The sequence below is a fragment of the Acuticoccus yangtzensis genome (assembly GCF_001927245.1).
In the GTDB taxonomy this organism is placed as follows: domain Bacteria; phylum Pseudomonadota; class Alphaproteobacteria; order Rhizobiales; family Amorphaceae; genus Acuticoccus; species Acuticoccus yangtzensis.
This window is the reverse complement of sequence record NZ_MJUX01000020.1, coordinates 1-14,697: the sequence shown is the minus strand read 5'-3', so window position 1 is coordinate 14,697 and position 14,697 is coordinate 1. Positions and strand designations below refer to the sequence as shown.

13 protein-coding genes and 2 pseudogenes are annotated in these 14,697 nt (G+C 68.1%); 9 read left to right on the top strand and 6 right to left on the bottom strand.

What is annotated here, in order from left to right; all coding sequences use genetic code 11:
* The 3 genes and pseudogenes from BIX52_RS22195 to BIX52_RS22185 form a co-directional block, all read left to right on the top strand.
* On the top strand, positions 1-425 hold a 425-nt coding region (locus BIX52_RS22195; RefSeq protein ID WP_075223295.1), incomplete at its 5' end, for a hypothetical protein.
* Between the two features lie 29 nt (positions 426-454).
* The gene (locus BIX52_RS22190) at positions 455-652 is read left to right on the top strand and encodes a DUF7697 family protein (protein WP_075223294.1); all 198 of its coding nucleotides are present in this window, start codon (positions 455-457) and stop codon (positions 650-652) included.
* Positions 645-2,447: pseudogene (locus BIX52_RS22185) on the top strand (phage tail tape measure C-terminal domain-containing protein); the annotation flags it as partial. The gene BIX52_RS22190 and the pseudogene BIX52_RS22185, both read left to right, overlap by 8 nt.
* Here BIX52_RS22185 and BIX52_RS24140 read toward each other — a convergent pair.
* From BIX52_RS24140 to BIX52_RS22160, 5 genes are all read right to left on the bottom strand, one after another.
* Positions 2,443-3,174: an ATP-NAD kinase family protein gene (locus BIX52_RS24140; RefSeq protein ID WP_425426700.1), complete on the bottom strand. Its 732-nt coding sequence runs from the start codon at positions 3,172-3,174 to the stop codon at positions 2,443-2,445. The pseudogene BIX52_RS22185 and the gene BIX52_RS24140 overlap by 5 nt on opposite strands.
* 150 nt (positions 3,175-3,324) lie before the next feature.
* Positions 3,325-4,341, bottom strand: coding sequence for a zinc-dependent alcohol dehydrogenase family protein (locus BIX52_RS22175; protein WP_075223292.1), 1,017 nt, complete (start codon positions 4,339-4,341; stop codon positions 3,325-3,327).
* Positions 4,342-4,449: 108 nt separating this feature from the next.
* Positions 4,450-5,634, bottom strand: a complete 1,185-nt coding sequence (locus BIX52_RS22170) for an adenylate/guanylate cyclase domain-containing protein (protein WP_075223291.1) — start codon at positions 5,632-5,634, stop codon at positions 4,450-4,452.
* Positions 5,635-5,791: 157 nt separating this feature from the next.
* The gene (locus BIX52_RS22165; RefSeq protein ID WP_075223290.1) at positions 5,792-7,051 is read right to left on the bottom strand and encodes a DUF5996 family protein; all 1,260 of its coding nucleotides are present in this window, start codon (positions 7,049-7,051) and stop codon (positions 5,792-5,794) included.
* Positions 7,052-7,121: 70 nt separating this feature from the next.
* The gene (locus tag BIX52_RS22160) at positions 7,122-8,057 is read right to left on the bottom strand and encodes a pirin family protein (protein ID WP_075223289.1); all 936 of its coding nucleotides are present in this window, start codon (positions 8,055-8,057) and stop codon (positions 7,122-7,124) included.
* Positions 8,058-8,645: 588 nt separating this feature from the next.
* Between BIX52_RS22160 and BIX52_RS22155 the strand changes: the two genes are divergently transcribed.
* From BIX52_RS22155 to BIX52_RS22135, 6 genes and pseudogenes are all read left to right on the top strand, one after another.
* A complete protein-coding gene (locus BIX52_RS22155) occupies positions 8,646-9,473 on the top strand; it encodes an alpha/beta fold hydrolase (RefSeq protein ID WP_075223288.1) in 828 nt (275 codons plus the stop codon).
* Positions 9,474-9,545: 72 nt separating this feature from the next.
* Positions 9,546-11,342, top strand: coding sequence for an amidohydrolase (locus BIX52_RS22150; protein WP_083660716.1), 1,797 nt, complete (start codon positions 9,546-9,548; stop codon positions 11,340-11,342).
* Between the two features lie 18 nt (positions 11,343-11,360).
* Positions 11,361-11,990 carry an efflux RND transporter periplasmic adaptor subunit gene (locus BIX52_RS22145; RefSeq protein WP_075223286.1) on the top strand — a complete coding sequence of 210 codons (630 nt, stop codon included), beginning with the start codon at positions 11,361-11,363 and terminating at the stop codon, positions 11,988-11,990.
* Positions 11,969-12,082 (top strand): annotated as a pseudogene (locus BIX52_RS24160) (hypothetical protein); the annotation flags it as partial. The gene BIX52_RS22145 and the pseudogene BIX52_RS24160, both read left to right, overlap by 22 nt.
* Positions 12,083-12,170: 88 nt before the next feature.
* Entirely contained in the window at positions 12,171-13,325 is a 1,155-nt protein-coding gene (locus tag BIX52_RS22140) for an MFS transporter (RefSeq protein ID WP_075223285.1), read from the top strand.
* A 319-nt stretch (positions 13,326-13,644) separates the two neighbouring features.
* A complete protein-coding gene (locus BIX52_RS22135) occupies positions 13,645-14,223 on the top strand; it encodes a hypothetical protein (RefSeq protein WP_205647738.1) in 579 nt (192 codons plus the stop codon).
* On the opposite strand, the gene BIX52_RS22130 is transcribed toward BIX52_RS22135, so the two are convergent.
* The coding region (locus BIX52_RS22130) for an IS630 family transposase (protein ID WP_075223284.1) at positions 14,195-14,697 on the bottom strand (503 nt) is incomplete at its 5' end. The two genes, BIX52_RS22135 and BIX52_RS22130, sit on opposite strands and share 29 nt — an antisense overlap.

Here is a 14,697-nt window from a genome sequence, read left to right as displayed (position 1 = left end):
ACCTTCACCGCGAGCCGGTCTGGCTCGACCTCGCCGCCGGCGTGCGCGTCTGCCTCGCCCCGCTCACCACCGCGCTGATGGTGTCGGCGCGCAACGACCCCGCCGTCCACGAGATGCCGGACGACGCGCCCGACGAGGATCGCGCGCTCGCCTACGCGAAGGCGATCGCTCGCCGCGCTTTGCTCGGATGGGAGGGCGTCGGTGACGCCGATGGCGAGCCAGTCGACCCAACGTTCGACGGCATCGATGCGCTGCTCGATCTCTACCCCGTCTTCGAGGCGTTCCAGCTGAAGTACGTAAACAAGGGCCTCCTGCTCGACGCGGAAAAAAACGGCTCGCAGCCCTCGCCGAATGGCACTTCGGCGGCGGGCAAGGATACTGCGACGCCTGCCCGTCGCCGTGCCAAGAGTGCCCGGGCCGCCTGAACCTGCCGCAGACCATCGAGGGTTGGCAGGTGTGGGACCTCGCCCAGCGCATGGGCGGGCAGGTCCGCGTCGTGCCGGGCGGCGTCGTTGGCTGGGACATGACAGCGGCCCTCGCGATGGCCGACGCGCTCGGCATCAGCACGCTCGCCGCCGCCGAGATGCTCCCCGCGCTGGAAGCCGCAGCGGTCACCGCCATCAACAAGCAGATCGGATCTGAGCATGGCTGAAAAGCGTGTGAGCGTCCGCCTCGCTGCCGTCGGCGGACGCCAGGTGAAGGCCGAGCTGCAGGGCATCGGCGACTCCGGCGGCAAGGCGTTCGGCCGGCTCTCGCGCGAAATGGAGGCGGCGAACGCGCGGATGGCCTCGTTCGCGCGCGCGGCCAGGGTCGGGCTCACTGCAGCCGCGGCCACAGCGACAGCCTCGCTCGGCCTGATCGTCCGCTCCGCAGCCGAGAGCGGCGCGCAGCTCCGGCAGTTCGTGCAGGTTGCCAACGCCACACCCGAAGGGTTCCAGCGCTGGTCGGGCGCCGCTCGGACCGTCGGCATCGAGCAGGAGAAGCTTGCGGACATCCTGAAGGACGTGAACGACCGCGTCGGCGATTTCCTCCAGACCGGTGGCGGCCCGATGGCCCACTTCTTCGAGAAGGTCGCGCCGAAGGTGGGCGTCACCGCCGACCAATTCGCGCGGCTCTCGGGTCCAGAGGCGCTGCAGCTCTATGTCGACACCCTGCAGCGCGCCGGGCTGTCGCAGCAGGAGATGACGTTCCACCTCGAGGCGATGGCCTCCGACGCCACACGCCTCCTGCCGCTTCTCCGAGACGGCGGCGCGGAGATGCAGCGGCTCGGCGATCGCGCCGCCGACCTCGGAGCGGTTCTGGATGGCGACGGTCTGAAGGCGCTGCAGCGGACCGAGGTCGCGCTCGACACGATGTCGCTGGTGATGGAGGGGCTGCGCAACCGCATCGCGGTCGCCGCGGCCCCGGCCGTCGAAGCGCTCGCTTCGGCGTTCGTCTCGCTGGCGTCGGCAGGCGGCATCGTCCGCACGGCCATCGACACCGTCATCGGCAACCTCGGCCGTCTCGCGACGTACGCCGCCACGGCTGCGGCGTTCTTCGCCGGACGCTGGGTCGCGGGAATGGTGGCGGCTGCGGTCTCGGTCCGCGGCCTCGCTACAACGCTGGTCGTCCTGCGGGGCGCGCTGATCCGGACCGGCATCGGCGCGCTCATCGTTGGCGCGGGCGAGCTGATCTACCAGTTCGGCCGCCTCGTCAGCCGCACGGGCGGCTTCGGCAACGCGCTATCACTGCTTGGCGATGTCGCGAACGAGGTCTGGGAGCGGATCAAGTCAGGTGGCCGCGCACTGGGGCTAGCGCTTCAGTCGGTCTGGGCGCGGATCGAGGGGGGCTGGCTCTCCGTCATGGCGCGGATCCAGAAGAGCTGGGCCGAGCTTCTACATCGGCTCGCGCGCGGTCTGGACGGGCTGCCCGGGTTCGATGAGACGACGCTGCGGGTGCACGGCGCGGCGGTCATGGCGACGTCCGGCTTCTACGAGCTCGAGCTCGCCGTCGGCGAGGCCGACAAACGCGCGAAGGACCTCGCCGCGTCCGCGTCGGAAGCCGCGAAGGCCGCCACCGCCCCGCTGGTTTCCCTGGCAGCGCTCGCGCAGACCGCCGAGGCGGCCGGCGTCGACAGCGAGGCGTCGCTGGAGCGCGCGGCGAAGGCAGCGGAGAACCTGAAGGACGGCGTGGCACAGACCGCAGAGGCGGCGAAGGCCGCGAAGCCGGAGGTGGTGGAGACCGCCGAAGCTGCGAAGACCGGCTGGAGCCAAGCGCGGGACGCGCTGACCGACTACGCCAAGCAGGCGATGGCGCTCGGCAAGAACGTCGGCGACACGCTGGTGCGTGCGTTTCGCAGCGCCGAGGAGGCGTTCGCTGAGTTCGTCCGGACGGGCAAGATCGACTTCCGCAGCCTGGTCAGCTCGATGCTCGTCGACATGGCGAAGGTGGCGGCGCAGCGGTTCATCTTCGGGCCGCTCTCGAATGCGCTGTCGGCCGGCATCGGACGCCTCGGGTCGGTGTTCGCCGGCGTCTTCCACGACGGCGGTGTCGTGGGTCAGCAGGCGCCGATGCGGCTCGCACCGGCGGCGGCGTTCGCCGGAGCGCACCGGTATCACGCCGGCGGCGTGGCAGGACTGAGGCCCGACGAGGTGCCGGCGATCCTGCAGCGCGGCGAGCGCGTTCTGTCCCGCCGCGAGACCACCGCGCTCGATCGCGATCGAACGACGAGGCCAGAAGGCCGGCGTTTTTCGCGCTTGTCCCGAACACCGCCGAGTGCATCTTCACCCCGGCAGGGACACCCAGCACCGGCACGCGATCGCCGACCGCAGCCAGAATGTCGCGCGCTGTGCCGTCGCCCCCCGCGAAAAGGATGAGGTCGACCCCATGGTCCGCCATTGCGGCGGCGGCCGAGATCGTGTCGTCTCGGGTCGACGGAACTGCATGCGGGCGATGAACGACGCTGGGCAGGAACCCCGCATCTGCGGCGACGTCTTCGCCCATTGCACCGCCTGCGGTGACGACGCGCAGCGAGGGGACCGTTGCCGACAGCCGCACAAGCGCCTCGACCACCTTCTCTTTGGCGACAGGAACTGCGCCGCGACGCAGCGCCTCGCGCACGACGTCATCACCATCGGTGCCCTTCAGGCCGACCGGGCCGCCGAGCCCCGCCAGCGGATTGACGATAAGGCCCATCAGGGCGCCCTCGCCGGACCCCGCCCCCAGCCCCCGTTGTTGGGCCGGGTCCCCGGGCATCACGCGAAGGGGGGACGGAAGGGTGATCATGTCGGTTCTCGGGAAGGGAAGGGAAGGATGCGATGCGCGAGCCGGGGCCGATCGGCTGGCTCAGGCTGCGGCGGCGAGCGGCGGGATCATGATCGCCGCCTCGGCCGAGACGTCGACCGCGACCTTCCCTCGCAGCCCGCCGCGCGAGCCCGTTTCCAGCACCTCGTGCGCTTCCCCAATGCGCTCCAGAGGCAGGACGGCGCCGATCACCGGCCGCACGAGGCCGCGCTCGACAAGCTTGGTCAGCTCGTCGAGCTTGCCGCGGTTCTGGCGAGTGAAGACGAAATGGTAGGAGGCGTTCCGCCCCCAGGCCTCGATGAGGTTCTGCGGCGCGGCGATATCGACGATCGACACGACGCGGCCGAGCGGGGCGAGCACGAGGGGGCTCCTCGTCAGCGTGTCGCCGCCGATCGTGTCGAAGACGACGTCGACGCCACGCCCGCCGGTGAGCGTGTGCACGGCGTCGACGTAGTCGGTCGAGGTGTAGTCGATCGCGTCGTCTGCGCCGAGGGAACGGACGAAATCATGCTCTCTGGCGCGTGCCGTCGTGATGACCCGTGCCCCGATGGCCTTCGCGACCTGGATGGCGATGGTCCCGACACCTCCGGCGCCGCCGTGGATGAGGATTGTCTCGCCGAGGCGCAGGGCGGCGCGGATGACGAAGGCCTCCCAGACGGTCCCGCCCACGAGCGTCAGGCTCGCAGCTTCGACGTGCGACAGGTTGCGTGGCTTGCGGCCGACGAGGTGGACGTCGGCGACATGGACCTCAGCGTACGACCCGGCGCCGCCGAAGATTTTCGGCGTGTAGTACACCTCGTCGCCAGGGGCGAACTCGGTGACGTCCGCGCCGACGGCCTCCAACACACCGGAGACGTCGTGACCGATCACGGCCGGCAGGGATACGTAATCGACGTAGTCGCCGCGGCGGATCTGATAGTCGAGCGGGTTGATCGCCGTGGCGTGCACACGCACGCGAACCTGCCGAGGGCCGAAGGACGGGACGGGAAGGCTCTGGATTTCGAACGCGTCCGGACCACCGAAGCGGGTCAGGACGGCGGCCTTCATTGTTTCTGACATGCAGTGTTCCTTTCGTGACGTTGAGCGGCAGAGAAGTATCCCGCGCGAGGAAAACGACCCCGCTTCGCGGCAAAGAGGCGCCCGGGCGATGTGGTTACCGCGGCAGGGCTATGTGCTGGGCTCGCCACGGGCGAAGACCTCTCGCTCGGCTTCAACGCCTCGCAGTTTAAAGCGTCCGAGACTTGCCACCGGCGCCGAGCAGGCCCTCGCAAAGCTCTGCGACATCAACAGGTCCCGTTCGAGCTGGCCGCACAGGCTCTCGATGCGTGACGCCTCGTTGACCGCTGGGCCGATGACCGTGAATTCGAGCCGCGAGGCCGCGCCGATATTGCCGTAGAAAACGTCGCCGAGATGAAGGGCCACATCGAGGTGGAGCCGGGACGACGCCGGATGCGCGGCATTCACACGGGCATTGCGGGCCAGCGCGTCGCGCGCAGCCGCGAGCGCTGCATCGCAGGCGGTCGCGGCGTCACTCGTGACAGGGAAGGCGGCGAGAAGACCGTCTCCGGTGAATTTTAGCACCTCACCACCCGCCGCCTCGACAGGCTCGGCAATGGCGGCAAGATGCTCGCCGAGCCGGCTGATGATTCCGGGCCCTTCCGGCTCGGTCGCCCTCGTGAAACCACGCAGGTCCGCGAGGAGGAGGGCTGCGGTGACGCTATCTCCTTCACCCGGCCTGACATGGCCACCGAGGACGTGGTGGCCGGCACCGATCCCCAAATAGGCGCGCAGCAACGAACCGAGAGCGTCGGAGGTCGCGATCCGATAGGCGGCGAGCCCCATCGTCGGCGCCAGTTCGCCCAGACTCGCCAGCTCGGCGTCCGTGAAGCTGCCAGGCCGGTCCGTCGCGGCCGAGATCGCAGCCCCTTCGAAGATCTCGGCCGTCGAGGTGAACGGCACGATGCTCACGACGAGATCCGTTGCGCCGGAACGCTGGATCGCCTCGATGACCGGGAAACCTTCCGCATCGCATGGCCGCTCGAGGCGCCAACGTCGCTGCAAACGGCCGGTCTTCAGCATCTGCGGGAACGGAGAGCGGGGAAAGAACCGCTCGAACTCCTCGTGGTTGTGCAGGTCGCGCGTCGTCCCGCGGTCGCGCAGCCACATGATGTTCTCGGCGCGCTTGCGCGGATCGAGGGTCGCAAACGAGAGGTGGGAGCGCAAAATCGGGACTCCCGCCGCCAGCAGTTGCTCCGAGGCCCCCGAGAGAAGAGAGGCCGGGTCGTCACTCGTCAGCCCAACCTGGACGATCCACGCGCGCACAGCCGCCAGCGCCGCCGTATCGATCGCCATGCTGCCCGGTTCGTCGAATGCGCTCCGTGCCGATCGGTGCCGGTGCAAGACCGTATGAGGATCATGGCCTCGCTCCATGGCCGCGCCACGGCGGGTCGGGGTGCAGCGCCACCCGAGGTGTCGTCGGAGCAAAGACATCGGCCGGGCTTCCTTGCGATCACGCCTTCGGGCGGCGGACAAGGTCCTGCCACTCCGGATGGCGGTCGATCTGCGCCTTAGCGAACGGGCAGAGCGGCATGAGCGAGACGCCATCACGTCGCGCGTCCTCGACCGCCTGGCGTACGAGCCGCTCGCCGACCTTTCGTCCGCGCAAGGCGGTCGGGACCTCCGTGTGATCGATGATGATGAGTTCTGCGCCGGCGCGGCTGTAGGTCATCTCGGCCGTGGCGCCATCGATGGCGATGAAGTAGCGCCCCTTGTTGTCGCCGTCCGCACGCTCGACCTCGCTGTCACCGGGCGCGGGCGGATCGCTTACGCGTCCGGGGTCTGGAGCGCGGACCTGGCGTGGCTGACCGGTCGCGCACTCTAGAAGATCGCGGTCCCATCCGCCGAGATCAGCGGCGGCCTCGTAGGCCGAGACGAGGAAGGCCATCAGATCCGCCTCGGGATCGGCCGCCGCCCGCACGGCGTCGTAGGGGAGCACGAACTCCGACAATCCTTCGTGCCAGAATGCGGCTTCGGGCTTGACCGGAGCGGCCCGATACCCCGTCGGTGCGGGGTAGGCGTAGGCGTAGAATGCGGGATAATCGATGCCGTTGCCGCCCGGCCAGAAGCCTGCCGAGGACACCTCGCGGTCGTAAGCCTCCTGCGCCACGTTGTCCGGCAAGGCTGGGATGCCCGCCGGGTGGAGCGGAGCGCGCCGGCCGGAGAAGCGAGTTACGGCGAGGTCGAGGGCGCCCCAGAAGAGATGCACCGGACTTGATTTCCCGATGAAGGACGGGCGGAACCGGTTGAACGCTCTGTCGATCGAAACAAGCGCTTGGTGAAAGCGCCGCACCGCGTCCGGGTCGTAAGGTCGATCACGATGATCTTCGGCAAAGGGGATCGGATTGGGCACCTCGTTCGGCTGCGCGTTGAACGTCGGCGTTCCGCCAAGCTCGGTGACCAGCTGCACGAAGCTCGCGTGAAACGCGGCGACGGTGGTCCGGCCGAGGTCGATCGACGCCTGGTGACCGTTGCCGGAGGTTCCGACGACCCTATGCCTGCGCAGGTCGAAGAGGATCTCGATCCCCGGCCCATCGGGCACGGGCGACGTGGCGAGACCGACCGGCGTGACATAGAAGGTCGCGGCCCAGGAGTGATTGAGCCACGGCGAATGTGCCAGCCGGTACTTCCCGGCGATCTGGAGATACAGGTGCAGGGCTGAACACGTCTCACGCCAGCTTTGGTAATCGAGTTGAGGCCACGCATTCGTCATTTCGAGTTCTCCATCCTGCCGTTTCGCCGACCCGGATCCGGTCAGTCGACAATGGAAGCGACCGTGCGGATCAGTCCGGAACGGGGATGAATTCATCCCGGTCGTCGACAGGCAGGTCGAAGCGGCCCTTGCCCCACTGTGCCGCGCGCCATTCAGCCTTGGCCTCTTCGATCCGCTCCTTTGAGGAGGCGACGAAGTTCCACCAGATGTAGCGTGGCTCGTTGAACGTTGCGCCGCCGAGGATCATCAACCGCGCGCCCTCTCCGCCGGCGGCGACCGTGATCGGGTCGCCCGGGCGGAAGACCATCATCTGGCCTTTGGCGAAATCCTGGCCGGCAATGGAGATCGAACCGCCCACGATGTAGATGCCCCGGTCCTCGTGATCGTCCGGCATGGGCAGTCGACACCCCGGCTCGAGTGTCACGTCGGCATAGAACGTGTCGGACAACATCTTCGCGGGCGCCGCTTCGCCGTAGGCATGGCCGAGGATGAGGCGAACGGAGACGCCGCGATCCTCGATCATGGGCAGCGTGTCCTTGCCATGATGTTCGAAGGTCGGCGCCACATCCTCTTGGGCGGCGGGCAAGGCGAGCCAGGTCTGGATACCGAACAAGCTGTTCGGACCGCTGCGGGCCGCCGCGGACGTGCGCTCCGAGTGGGTGACGCCGCGACCGGCGACCATCCAGTTCAGCGCTCCGGGGGTGATGATCTGGTCGGCGCCGGTCGAGTCCCGGTGGTGAAAGTCGCCGCGATAGAGGTAGGTGACGGTGCCGAGGCCGATATGCGGGTGCGGACGGACATCGACGCCCTGTCCTGTTAGCATTTCAGCTGGGCCAGCCTGGTCGAAGAAGATGAACGGCCCGACCATCTGCCGCTGCGGCGCCGGCAAGGCGCGCCGGACCTCAAACCCGCCAAGGTCGCGGGACCGCGGGACGATGAGCGTTTCGATCGCGTCGATCCCGATGTCGTCCGGACAGCCCGGTTCGAGCGCTGGGTTCCAACTCATTGCGTGTCATCCTCTCCCGAGGCCGCCAACCAACCCCGTGCGACAGGCCGAACGTGACGAAATTCGACCTTTTCCGTATGATCGCGGACGTCCGTCATTCCGACGCCTGCTCGATTCCAACGCCCTGCTCGGCGAGTTGTCGTGGCCCGGCGCGGCAGGGGTCCGCCGCGATGTTCGCGATGCGGTGATCCAAGTCGGACGCAGCGCCAGGCACTTGCGGGCCCCTGATCTTTGCGCCGGATCTGTCTTACCGAGATGCCGAAAAGGTGCGGTGCGCGGGCTGCTGCATAGGTGCAGATCTTGCGCCTTATCCTGGCGACCATCGCGCATACAGCCGCTCACTCACTACCGTGCTGCGCCACGCACGATCCGCAAGATCGGCAACTGGACCGCAGGTTTCGCGCCGCGCTTCACTCAAGGCGGCTGCTACGGTCCTCGGGCTGACACACCGAGCGCTCTCGCCGGCTTCGCGCCGGCAGGCGTGTGCGGCACACCCGGCGACACTGCTCGCGATCGGCACCACGGCGCTCTCATGGAGCGCTCGCCTCGGAAGTCATCGTCGAGCCAGAACTCTGAACGGACCCTGCCATGCCAATGGTCACGACATCTGACGGCACGAATCTATACTACAAGGATTGGGGGCCGAAAGACGCGCAACCGGTGATGTTCCACCACGGCTGGCCGCTGAGCGCCGACGACTGGGACAGCCAGATGTTGTTCTTCATGTCCCGAGGCTATCGCGTGATCGCCCATGACAGGCGTGGCCACGGACGATCGGATCAGACCGACACCGGCAACGACATGGAGACCTATGCCGCCGTCGCGGCTGTCGTGAAGGGGCTGGACCTTCATGAGGTGGTCCACATCGGCCATTCGACGGGCGGGGGCGAGGTCGCTCGATATGCCGCGCGGGCGCAGCGTGGCCGCATCGCCAAGGCCGTGCTGATCGGCGCGGTCCCCCCGGTGATGGTCAAGTCCGACAAGAACCCGGACGGGATCGCGATGGAGGTCTTCGACGGATTTCGCGACGCGCTCTCCCGCAATCGCGCGGAGTTCTACAAAGGCATTCCGAGCGGCCCGTTCTATGGCTTCAACCGCGAGGGCGTCGAAGTCAGTCAGGGTCTGATCGACAACTGGTGGCGTCAGGGAATGGCCGGCGGGGCGAAGGCCCATTACGACTGCATCAAGGCGTTTTCCGAGACCGACTTCACCGAGGATCTGGAAGCGATCACCGTGCCGGTACTCTTTCTGCACGGGGAAGACGACCAGATCGTCCCGATCGAGAACTCGGCGCACAAGGCCGTCAGGCTGGTGCGGGACGGCACGTTGCGAACCTATCCCGGCCTGTCGCACGGCCTTTTCGCGACGCACCCCGAAGTTGTGAACCCTGACCTCCTGGCCTTTGTCCGCGCCTGACAACGCTGCAATCGGTCGCGCCATCGCCCGACGAGGGCGCACGACGCCGCCAACCGAACCGGAGGAGCGGACATGACTGCCATCACCCGTCGCGCCGCCATTGCTGGCTCCGCCTCGCTCCTTGCGGCACCCGCTCTGGCACGGAGTCCAACACCTATAAATGCAAGCGAAACGCTCCTCGTCGACGGGAAGGTGACGACGTTCCACCCGTCCAACCCCGTCGCCGACGCCGTGCTCCTGCGCGACGGACGCATCGCCGCGGTCGGCACCGAGCGGGATGTCCGCCAGCACGCCGCACCCGATGCCGAGGTGATCGCCCTCGACGGGCGGCGCGTCGTCCCGGGGCTGATCGACAGCCACACCCACACCGTTCGCGAGGGATTGCAGTACGCGCTGGAGCTGCGCTGGGACGGTATCCCGACCTTCGCCGAGGCCATGGCGCGGCTGCGCGAAATGGTGCGGCGCACGCCGCCCGGCCACTGGGTGCGCGTTGTCGGCGGTTTCTCGCCGGAGCAGTTCTCCGACCAGCCGCGCATGCCGACGCTTGAGGAGATCAACGCAACCGCGCCCGACACGCCCGTCTATATCCTTTTCGTCTACACCAGCGCGCTGGTGAACGGGGCGGCGCTGCGCGCGCTCGGGATCGACAGGACGAGGCCCGACAACCGCTGGCCGTCGGCGAGGATCGAGCGTGACGGCGCCGGTAATCCGACGGGCCTCCTCATCGCCGATCCGGCTCCCGTCGTCCTCTATGCGACGCTGTTCGACGCGCCGCGGCTCTCCTTCGAGGATGCGCTGGTCTCGACGCGCCATTTCATGCGCGAGCAGAACCGGCTCGGCATCACGTCCACACTCGATTGTGGCGGTGGCTTCCAGAACTGGCCGGATGACTATGAGGTGATCCGCGAGCTGGGCCGCCGTGGCGAGCTGACGGTCCGCATCGGCGCCTCAACCTTCATCCAGCGCCCCGGTAGGGAGCTCGAGGACTTCACTCGCTGGACGAGTGAGTACAAGGCCGGGGAAGGCGACGACTGGTTCCGCCTCATCGGCGGCGGCGAGATGCTCGTGCTGTCGGCCTACGACTACGAGATCTTCTCCGGTCCCCGTGTCGTCCCGCCGCCGCAGGCCGAGGCGGAGCTCGAGGCGGTGCTGCGCGTGATGGTGGCGAACGACTGGCCGTTCCGCTTCCACGCCACCTACGGGGAGACCATCGGTCGACACCTCGACGTGATCGAGAGGGTTCACCGTGACATGCCGGTGGATCGCCTGCGCTGGATCCTCGACCACGGCGAGACCATCAGCGAGCGCGACATCGACCGTGTCGCAGCGCTCGGCGGCGGCATCTCGGTGCAGAACCGCATCGCCTTCCAGGAACGCGAGTTCCTGGACCGGTACGGAGCGAAGTCCGCGTCCGACGCCCCGCCGATCCGCAAGATGCTGCGTGCCGGTATCCCGGTGGGCGCCGGCACCGACATGAGCCGCGTGTCGAGCTACAATCCCTGGTACTGCCTGGAATGGCTGGTGACCGGGCGCGGCATCGGCGGCGCACAGCTTCTGGGGCCTGGATCACGGCTTGACCGGCAGACGGCGCTCAAGGTGTGGACCGACAACGCCTGGCTCTCCAACGAGGATCGCTCGAAAGGCCGCATCGCGCCGGGGCTCCTGGCCGACATCGCCGTCCTCTCGGAGGATTATTTCGCGGTTCCGGAGGAAGACATCCGCCACCTCGAGAGCGTCCTCACGTTCGCCGGCGGCAAGGTCGCCTGGGGTGCGGGAGAGTTCGCCGGCCTGATGCCCGAACTCCCGCCGCTCAAACCCGACTGGTCGCCGGTCAACCTTTATGGTGGCACCTACCGGCGCGAAGCCTGAGGCGGCGACGTGGCACGCATGAAGACCGTCGCCCTTTCGCTCGCGCTCGTGGCGGTACCGGTGGCAACGTTTGCCGAACCGGCGATGCGCTTTTCCGGGCGTGTCGAGCCGTCACGCACGGTCGTGATCGCCAACCATCGGAATGGAGTCGTCGAGGACCTTCATTTCACGGGCGGCGAGAAGGTGGCGGCGGGGGACCTCCTCGCGGTGATCGATCCGCGGGAGTACGAAATCGCGTTGCGGATCGCGCAGGCGGCGCTCGCCGAGGCGGACGCGGAATTGAGGTTCGCCGAAGACGATGCCAGCCGCCAGGCGGAGTTGCTCGCCCGCGGCACCGGATCGCGCGTCGCAGCGCTGCGGGCCGATATTGCCCGTGACACGGCAGCGGCCCAGCGCGATCGGCGCCGGGCCGAGGTGGATGCGGCTCTGCTTGCCCTGGAGCGGACTAGTGTCAACGCGCCGATCGGCGGCACCATCTCGCCGCCTTTCGTGATCGAAGGATCCTTCGTCGAGGCCAAGGCGGGCACAGTGATCGCAACCCTCGACCCCGTGCGTGTCGCCTATCAGGTCTCCTACGCGGAGCGGGAACGGGCCCTCGCGGCCATCGGAGCCGCCACCCCGCCGAGATGTTCGCAAACATCGACCTGACGCTGACGCTGCCGCCCGGCGCGACCTATCCGCATCGAGGTCGCCCGCTGTTCGAGAGCGCCGCCATCGATCCTGAAACGGACACGCTCACCGTCTGGGGCGTGTTCCCCAACCCCGACCGAACGCTGGTTACCAACCTTCCCGTCAGCGTGACGGCCTCTTCAAGACGGAGGCTCACCCGTGACCCTCGCCACCCGCTCGCCCGAGCCGCCCGGCGCGTTCGCTCCGTTCGGCGTCGCGGCGCCCTTCGCGGCCAATTCCATCTCGTATATCGGCATCGTGGTGGCGCTCCTGTGGTGGCGACCGCCTCCGCGGGTCGAGAACATGCTGCCGCGCGAGCGGCTCGGCGTTGCTCTCGTCGGCGGGCTCCGCTTCGCACTCGCGAGCAGCGCGCTAAAGGCGACGCTGGTGCGCGCCGCCGCCTTCTTCCTTTTCGCCAGCGCGTACTGGGCGATGCTGCCGCTCGTCGCCCGGACGGTGCTGGGCGGGGGACCGGGCCTCTACGGCGCCCTGATGGGCGCTGCGGGCGCGGACGCGGTGGCCGGGGCGTTCTTGATGCCGCGGCTCAAGGCGCGCCTCGACGCCGACCGGCTCGTCGCCGCTGGAACGCTCGGCACCGCACTGACGCTTGTCGTGTTCGCGCTCGTAAGCGCGCCGGCGGCGGCCATCGCCGCCTCGCTGCTGGCGGGGGCTTCGTGGATTGCGGTGCTCGCCAACCTCAACGTTTCGGCGCAGACGGCACTGCCGGACTGGATGCGGGCTCGCGGTCTTTCCGTATTCATCACGGTGTTCTTCGGATCGATGACGGCTGGCAGCCTCCTCTGGGGCCAGGTCGCGAACACGGCCGGCATCCCGGCGGCGCTGCTGGCGGCGGCCGCCGGCGCCGCGCTGGCGATCCCGCTCACGTGGCGGTTCAAGCTGATGCAGGCCGCGGACGTCAATCACACCGCCTCAGCGCATTGGCCGCAACCGATCGTGGCCGACACCGTAGAGCCCGACCGCGGCCCGGTGCTCGTCACCGTCGAGTACGATGTCGACCCGGCCGACGGCGAGTCATTCGTCACCGCCATGCTCGAGGTGCGCCAGGAGCGGCGCCGCCATGGTGCGGTCGGGTGGTCGCTGCAGCAGGACGCCGCCGCGCCGCACCTGTGGCTCGAGACATTCCGCCACGGCTCGTGGCTCGATCACCAGCGTCAGCACGCGAGGGTCAGCCACGCGGAGGCCGACGCTGAGGCCCGCGCGCGTACATATCATCGCGGGCCGGAGGCCGCACGCGTGCGTCACCTCCTCGGTCCCGCGCCGGCATTGGCAAGAGGCCGTGCCGCGCTGTCGTGACGACACGTGGCCGACCACGATTGCGCTGCGACAGACGGAGCGAGGACCGCGCAACTCCCTCGCGCGAGATCAGGGTCACTGCGTCCCGCCGGGTCGACGGACACGGGAAGATGGCGCAGGCCGCTTACCGCGCCTACATGTCTGCTAAGCACGCCCAGGTGGAGCCCCCGAACCCGTGTGCAGATCGAGCCGACAATTGCCAGTTCGATAGGAGACACCGATGTCCGTGCCTGCCTATGCATCCTCGACGCAATGGTACTGCGAAGGTCGGCAAGCGTCCTATCTCAGGGCGCGGAAGTCCCCTGGCGGAGTCCTTGACATGATCGAGGTGGCGCGGCCAGCCGGGGACATGTCCCGCCCGGGCCTGCCGGACATCGTTCTCTATCAGGACCTCCTCGGAGGAAGCCGCGTTGCCGGCGACCTGGGAGGGGGACATTTCGACCTGACCGGGAGGCGAGGTGACTTTTGTCTCGCGGCGCCGAACTTCGCCACCAAGGCGGTCATGGAAGAGAGCCATCAGCTCCGCAGCCTAGCCTTCCCCATGGCGCAGTGGCTGGACGTTCTCGATGAAGCCGCCGACAGTCGTTTCTCGTTCGACAGTTCATGGATCTACGGCCGGATGTTCGCCTCGCCAGCGATCCGCTCCGCTTTCCGGAACCTGTGGGCTCTCTGTGAGGATGAGGGGGCACCATCGCGTCTGCTGGCGCGGGCTGCGGGTTGCGAGATCCTCGCCGAGCTGTGCCGGTTGGGCGGGGCGCCGCTCCCGACGGCAAAGGGTGGACCGCCGCGGCGGTGCATGGCCAACCCCTCCTCGTGGCAGTGGAGGAACAACTTCGTATTGCATAGTTCGGGATTAGAGCACTTCGCGCTCAATCCGGGTCATACCCGGCGGCTCTGAAATAGGCGCGGGCCTCGTCGGGGGTGACGAGGTGGAGGACGTCGCCGACGCGATCCCGAAGGGCGGTGACAGTTCGCTCAGCGGCCTTCTTCAACAGGGCTTTGATCTTGGCGAAGGCCATCTCGATGGGATTGAAGACGGGGCTGTAGGGCGGGAGGAACAGAAGCGTCGCCCCGGCGCGTTCGATCAACTGGCGAACGCGTGGCCCTTTGTGGCTGCCCAGATTGTCCATCACCACGACATTGCCTGGGGTCAGGCAAGGGACGAGGACCTGTTCGACATAGGCCTCGAACCAGGTCCGGTTGATCGCACGATCCAGAACCATGGGCGCGACGATGCCGGACAAGGAGAGGCCGGCCACGAGCGTGGTGGTCTTCCAATGGCCGAAGGGCAGCGGCATGCGCAGCCGCTCGCCGCGCCGACAACGACCGTGCGAACGCGCCATCTTGGTGCTCGCCCAGGTCTCGTCGATGA

Coding starts and splice junctions, on each gene's coding strand:
- BIX52_RS24140 (WP_425426700.1), bottom strand. CDS start 3,174: ATGGGCCTTATCGTCAATCCGCTGGCGGGGCTCGGCGGCCCGGTCGGC.
- BIX52_RS22145 (WP_075223286.1), top strand. CDS start 11,361: ATGAAGACCGTCGCCCTTTCGCTCGCGCTCGTGGCGGTACCGGTGGCA.
- BIX52_RS22150 (WP_083660716.1), top strand. CDS start 9,546: ATGACTGCCATCACCCGTCGCGCCGCCATTGCTGGCTCCGCCTCGCTC.
- BIX52_RS22160 (WP_075223289.1), bottom strand. CDS start 8,057: ATGAGTTGGAACCCAGCGCTCGAACCGGGCTGTCCGGACGACATCGGG.
- BIX52_RS22175 (WP_075223292.1), bottom strand. CDS start 4,341: ATGTCAGAAACAATGAAGGCCGCCGTCCTGACCCGCTTCGGTGGTCCG.
- BIX52_RS22170 (WP_075223291.1), bottom strand. CDS start 5,634: ATGGCGATCGATACGGCGGCGCTGGCGGCTGTGCGCGCGTGGATCGTC.
- BIX52_RS22155 (WP_075223288.1), top strand. CDS start 8,646: ATGCCAATGGTCACGACATCTGACGGCACGAATCTATACTACAAGGAT.
- BIX52_RS22165 (WP_075223290.1), bottom strand. CDS start 7,051: ATGACGAATGCGTGGCCTCAACTCGATTACCAAAGCTGGCGTGAGACG.
- BIX52_RS22135 (WP_205647738.1), top strand. CDS start 13,645: ATGATCGAGGTGGCGCGGCCAGCCGGGGACATGTCCCGCCCGGGCCTG.